This is a genomic window from Bacillus sp. B25(2016b) (assembly GCF_001679765.1).
Taxonomy (GTDB): Bacteria; Bacillota; Bacilli; order Bacillales; family Bacillaceae_G; genus Bacillus_A; species Bacillus_A thuringiensis_K.
Genome location: NZ_CP016285.1, coordinates 226,954 through 233,029, shown reverse-complemented (window position 1 = coordinate 233,029; position 6,076 = coordinate 226,954). Strand labels below are relative to the sequence as shown.

The following is a 6,076-nucleotide window of genomic DNA, read 5'->3' as shown; positions in this document are numbered from 1 at the left end:
CTCTTAATCCATTCGCTCGACTTGCATGTATTAGGCACGCCGCCAGCGTTCATCCTGAGCCAGGATCAAACTCTCCAATAAAGTTAGTTTGTCTAGCATCTAAAATAAAAATTGACGTTTCACGTTGTTTGTTTCGTTCAGTTTTCAAAGAACTACTTAGTCGCTCATTTGCGACTTCCTTATGTTAACATTTTCATCTTTCAATGTCAACTAAGTTTTTTATTTCGTTTGTCGCTTTCGACGTTGTTGTCATCGGCGACTTGTTCTATATTACACCTCTATACTCTAATCGTCAACACTTTTTATAAAGATATTCAATTAAATGTTTTTTACGCTCTTTTGGCTATATACGTCCCTACAAAAATTCATTACCGTAAAACTACCTTCTGCTTCTCTTTAATTTATTCTCGCAAAACATATTCAATTTACTTTGACCCTAGCTTAATTTGCTTGAATATTTCCCTTCCCCAAAACTGTTAATCTTATTTTAACAAATACTAGTATATAATTAGAGGGTTGTTGTACCATCAATGAAATCCATTAGAAGTAGGTGAAGATATGAAAGATATACGTATCCTTATAGCAGACGATGATAAAGAAATCCGTAATTTACTAAAAATATATTTAGAACGAGAATTATATATGGTAGATACTGCGATTGATGGCGAAGTAGCCTTACAGTTATTTAATCAAAACAACTATAGCCTCGTTATATTAGATCTTATGATGCCGAAAGTAGATGGTATCGAAGTATGTAGAAAGCTAAGGGATAAAACTAACGTACCGATATTAATGCTAACCGCTAAAGATCACGAAGTCGATAAAATTTTAGGTTTAAGCATTGGTGCTGATGATTACATTACGAAGCCTTTCAGCATTCACGAAGTGGTTGCACGAGTCAAAGCTCTTATACGGCGTTTTTTCGTTCTTGGAAGTAACATTAGTGTACAAGAGCAGACAACTTTAGCTTTTAAAGGACTAACTATCAATTTAAATACATATACAGTTCACACAAATAAAGAAGAAATCAGCTTAACCGGAAAAGAATTAGAACTATTAAAATTCTTTACTTCAAACCCAGGACAAGTATTTACAAAAACACAGCTCTTCCGCAATGTATGGGACGATAATTATATAGAAGATGATAATACCGTTATGGTACATATTCGAAAACTTAGAAAGAAAATAGAAATCGATCCTTCCAATCCAAAATTCATTCAAACTGTATGGGGAATTGGTTATAAGTTTGTAGGTGAAAAGCTTGAAGATCGATAAAATCCTCTTCCTTATTTCATTACAACTTATCATTTACGGGCTTTTAAATATACAAATGGATCCAAAAGTAAAAATTTCTTTATTTATTACCCTTATCTTAATTACAATGTATCTCTTCTTTTCAAGAATACAATTCATTCAAAATCGCAAATCAATAGACACTAAATTAAGTCGTGCACTAAAGGGGAATTTACAAACGAGATTATTCACAAGTAATGATCAATCGTTACATAATATCGTTTTTTCAATAAACGAACTAATAGCTGAATTAGAAAAGGTTCGGATTAAAGCAAAAAGGTCTGAGGAATCTAGAAAACAACTTTTATCTAGTATCTCACACGATATCCGAACACCACTCACCTCCATTATTGGATATATCGATGCTTTAAAAGATGGGGTTGCTGCTTCTGAAATAGAAAAGCAAGAATATCTTAAAATACTTTATATGAAATCAAATAACTTAAAGCACCTAGTTGATGAAATATTCAATATGGCAAAGCTAGACGCTAATGAATTTCCACTAAAAGAAGAAAAACTCGACTTTTCTGAAGTTACTAGAGAAGCTTTGATCGAGTTTTTACCCGAACTCTCAAAACATAATATTAAACTACAAGTTCTTATACCAGAGTCTACTTGTCCTATCATTGCAGATCACCTAAGCCTTATGCGGATTATAGGTAACTTAATGAAAAATGCCATTTATTACGGAAAGAATGGGAAAACAATAGGAGTCGAACTACTAGAAACGGATGCAGCATATGAACTTCTTATTTGGGATAAAGGTCCTGGTATTCCAAAACATGATTTACAAAACGTATTCGAGCGAATGTACCGAAGCGAACAATCAAGAAACTCGTCTTTTGGTGGTAGCGGGCTCGGGCTTTCTATTTCTAAAGCGCTCGTTGAGAGGAATGGTGGGCATATATGGGTTAAAAGTATTCCATGGGAACGAACCACTTTTGGCTTTTCCATTCCAAAACACAATACTTTTAAGAAATAGTTAAGAAATGATTAATATGCAGTTAAGCCTTCCTTTTTATCATGTAAATAAGAACTTATAGAAAGTAGGTGACTCCTATAAACACAATTATAAAAACGACTAATCTTACTAAAGTATATGGCAAGCAAAAATCCGTAGATAATCTAAATATTAACGTTCAACAAGGAGAAATTTATGGATTCATAGGACGTAACGGTGCTGGTAAAACGACAACCATTCGTATGCTGCTTAGTCTTATAAAGCCTACAAGTGGAACTATCGAAATATTCGGAGAGGACTTATTTCAAAATCAAAAAGATATTTTAAGTAGAATTGGTTCTATCGTTGAAGTTCCAGGGTTTTATGAAAACTTAACTGCAAAAGAAAACTTATTAATTAATGCAAAGATAATCGGGGTTTACAAAAAGAATGCTATTGAGGAAGCATTAGAAATAGTGGGCTTGCAGCATGAAACAAAAAAGTTAGTAGGAAAGTATTCTCTAGGCATGAAGCAGCGCCTAGGAATTGCACGCGCTCTTCTCCATTATCCCGAACTACTCATATTAGATGAACCGACTAACGGACTAGACCCCATCGGTATTAAAGAAATGCGAAAACTTATTCATTCTTTAGCTCAAGAAAGGAATATAACGATACTCATTTCTAGTCACATTTTAGCAGAGGTAGAACAGTTAGTTGATCGTATCGGAATTATTCACGAAGGAAGGTTACTAGAAGAAGTTTCTCTTGATAAGCTGCGCAAAGCAAACCGTAAGTACATAGAATTTCAGGTGAATAATGACAATAAAGCTGCGATGCTATTAGAAAATCAATTTCAAATTTTCGATTATGAGGTACATGATGAAGGGAATATTCGCATTTACTCTCATTTTGGGCAACAAGGATACATCAACAGAACATTCGTTCTTAATGATATCGAAGTATTAAAAATGATGATCAGTGAAGACAGATTAGAAGATTATTTCACCAAACTAGTTGGAGGTGGGACAATTGGTTAATCTACTCTATACAGAACTATTAAAACTAAAACGCTCTAATATGTTTTTAATTAGCATTATTGGAGCTGGTGTCGCACCTTTCTTAGTCGTAGTAGCCTCTTATATACATATAAAAACAAAACAGCCAACTCCGACTATTTGGTTCCACCAGTTATTCACTGACGTTAACTTATATACTACTTTAGTTATAGGATTCCCTTTATACGGAGTAGTTGTTGCTTATATGTTTACCCGCGAATATGCAGAAGATACACTAAAAAATTTACTAACTATCCCCGTGTCGCGCATTAGTTTTATTATAAGTAAGTTCATCATCCTCTTCCTTTGGATTATGATGCTAACTTTAGTCGCTTGGTCGCTTACTGTAGTATTAGGGCTATTGGGGAACTTCCCTGGTTTTAACATTACTTTACTTTTAGGTTCTTTCCTAAAATTTTTAATATGTGGTGGACTTCTCTTTCTATTGTCTTCACCTATTGTGCTATTAACTCTTGTAATGAAGAGCTATGTACCGCCTATTATATTAACAGTCATTATTACAATGATGAATCTTATGCTCGTAAACTCCAAACATAAAGATTTATTTCCGTGGACCGCTACTCTAGATATTGCAAATAATGAATTACAACCGACATATCCACCAGAGTATTCTTATATCATCATTGCAGCAACAGCAATTTTCGGATTTATTGCAACACTATTCTATTTTAAGAAAGTAGACATTCATTAATTTATAGGAGTGAAACTATGAGCGATATCATTATTGCCTTCATACTCGGTATTGTAGAAGGATTAGCTGAATTTTTACCTATATCCTCTACTGGCCACCTTATATTAGTCGGGCATTTATTAGGCTTTGAAGGAGAAAGAGCAAAAACGTTTGAAATTGTTATTCAGCTAGGCGCAATTTTAGCTATTGCAATTTTATATCATAAACGCCTCGTTTCTTTATGTAATATTAAGCCTCTTCTACGCAAAGAGAAAAAATTCAACGCGTTCCATGTATTTCTTGGCGTATTTCCGGCAGTAGTTGCTGGTTTGCTACTACATGATGTTATTAAAACTTACTTATTTCAGCCATACACTGTTGTGATTGGACTTGTAGCAGGAGCAATTCTTATGATCTTTGCAGAAGTAAAAAAGCAAGAAGCAACCTCCTATTCACTGGACGATTTAACGTACCGTCAAGCATTAACAATTGGATTATTTCAATGTTTAGCAGTATACCCTGGCTTCTCTAGAGCCGGCTCTACTATCTCTGGAGGTCTATTGGCAAAAGTAAATTATAAGACTGCATCTGAATTCTCTTTTCTAATAGCTCTTCCTGTAATGATTGGGGCTACAGGCTTAGACTTACTAAAAAGCTGGACGTATTTAAGTGTCGATGACATCCCTATGTTTGCGGTAGGATTCATTACCTCTTTTATAGTAGCGATGCTAGCGGTAGTAACTTTTCTAAAGCTTTTAGAGAAGATAGGTTTAAAACCTTTTGCATACTATCGTATTTTGCTGGCTATCTTATTTACGCTTTTCGTATTACTATAGATTCATATAAGTCACATATCATTAAACTGATATTCAATTTTAGAATATCGGTTTTTTATCTATTTCAACTCTAGTACTACTCACTTCAATATGGCATAGTGATAATAAACTACCATTAATAGTCTGAAGGTTCTTTAAGTAACTATATCCTTTATCATAAAATGCAATTGGAAAATTAAAGATCCCATATATGTACAGAACATATTTACAAACCATATTCATTCCACATAGTATCTTTGAAATTTGCAACACACTGATACAAATTTTAAATGAGCACAAAGACAGAATAAGTAAATAAATAAATCTCCTAGGAATTATAAAGCGACTAAATATTAATTAGAGTGAGGTGACGATAAAATGAATCAATTAGCACAGACATATTGGAATATTTATTGGGGAAACAACAAAAAACCAGAATCTGTTATAGCTTGGCAATTTGGAGATTCCCCTAATTATCTTGCACAACTAGTAATTGACGGTATTAAAACTGCTACATGCTCCGGTCACATTTTTTATGAATTAGAAAATGAACCGCTACCGACCACTAATGATTATAGTATTATACTTAATAGTAATGATGAACCTGTAGCTATTATTAAGATAATAGAAGTAACTGTAACACCAATGAATGAAGTAAGCGAAGAATTCGCTATCGCTGAAGGCGAAGGAGATCGTACTTACAATTACTGGAGAGACACCCATGTTCGTTTTTTTACAAAGGAACTAAATGAGCTTGGTCTTAATTTCTCTGAAGATATGTTACTCGTCTGTGAGCGTTTTGAACTTGTTGATGTGAACAATAAAGTGAAATTATAAAAAACTGAGATTTACCACCCATTCTTATTTTTATAAAACACAAAAAAGACAAGTCATTCTGACTTGTCTTAAAGTTGCTTGGCGACGTCCTACTCTCACAGGGACAAGGTCCCAACTACCATCGGCGCTAGAGAGCTTAACTTCCGTGTTCGGTATGGGAACGGGTGTGACCTCTCTGCCATCATCACCAAACTATTGAAGGCATATTCCTTCAAAACTAGATAACATTGCTACATATTATATGGTTAAGTCCTCGATCTATTAGTATTCGTCAGCTCCACATGTCACCATGCTTCCACCTCGAACCTATCAACCTGATCATCTTTCAGGGATCTTACTAGCTTACGCTATGGGAAATCTCATCTTGAGGGGGGCTTCATGCTTAGATGCTTTCAGCACTTATCCCTTCCGCACATAGCTACCCAGCTATGCCCTTGGCAGA

6 protein-coding genes, 1 rRNA gene and 1 other annotated feature (1 of these 8 cut by a window edge) are annotated in these 6,076 nt (G+C 34.5%); of the genes, 6 read left to right on the top strand and 1 reads right to left on the bottom strand.

The window, feature by feature from the left end; genetic code table 11:
• Positions 1 to 45 (bottom strand) — a sequence feature (23S ribosomal RNA rRNA prediction is too short) (it extends 278 nt beyond the left edge of the window).
• Between the two features lie 513 nt (positions 46 to 558).
• The 6 genes from BAQ53_RS01375 to BAQ53_RS01350 all read left to right on the top strand — a co-directional run bounded on the left by BAQ53_RS01375 (position 559) and on the right by BAQ53_RS01350 (position 5,634).
• Positions 559 to 1,275, top strand: a complete 717-nt coding sequence (locus BAQ53_RS01375; RefSeq protein ID WP_000651981.1) for a response regulator transcription factor — start codon at positions 559 to 561, stop codon at positions 1,273 to 1,275.
• On the top strand, positions 1,262 to 2,275 hold the full coding sequence (locus tag BAQ53_RS01370; protein WP_000686997.1) for a sensor histidine kinase: 1,014 nt from the start codon (positions 1,262 to 1,264) through the stop codon (positions 2,273 to 2,275). The genes BAQ53_RS01375 and BAQ53_RS01370 overlap by 14 nt, the downstream gene beginning before the upstream one ends.
• A 68-nt stretch (positions 2,276 to 2,343) precedes the next feature.
• Positions 2,344 to 3,273: an ABC transporter ATP-binding protein gene (locus tag BAQ53_RS01365; protein ID WP_000187942.1), complete on the top strand. Its 930-nt coding sequence runs from the start codon at positions 2,344 to 2,346 to the stop codon at positions 3,271 to 3,273.
• Entirely contained in the window at positions 3,266 to 4,003 is a 738-nt protein-coding gene (locus BAQ53_RS01360) for an ABC transporter permease (RefSeq protein ID WP_000247721.1), read from the top strand. Before BAQ53_RS01365 ends, BAQ53_RS01360 begins: the two co-directional genes overlap by 8 nt.
• A gap of 17 nt (positions 4,004 to 4,020) precedes the next feature.
• Entirely contained in the window at positions 4,021 to 4,818 is a 798-nt protein-coding gene (gene uppP, locus BAQ53_RS01355) for an undecaprenyl-diphosphate phosphatase UppP (protein ID WP_001279961.1), read from the top strand.
• A gap of 357 nt (positions 4,819 to 5,175) precedes the next feature.
• Positions 5,176 to 5,634: an ASCH domain-containing protein gene (locus tag BAQ53_RS01350; RefSeq protein ID WP_001072426.1), complete on the top strand. Its 459-nt coding sequence runs from the start codon at positions 5,176 to 5,178 to the stop codon at positions 5,632 to 5,634.
• 76 nt (positions 5,635 to 5,710) lie between these two features.
• Here the strand turns inward: BAQ53_RS01350 and rrf are convergent.
• Positions 5,711 to 5,826, bottom strand: a 5S ribosomal RNA gene (rrf, locus tag BAQ53_RS01345).
• Positions 5,827 to 6,076: the final 250 nt, after the last annotated feature.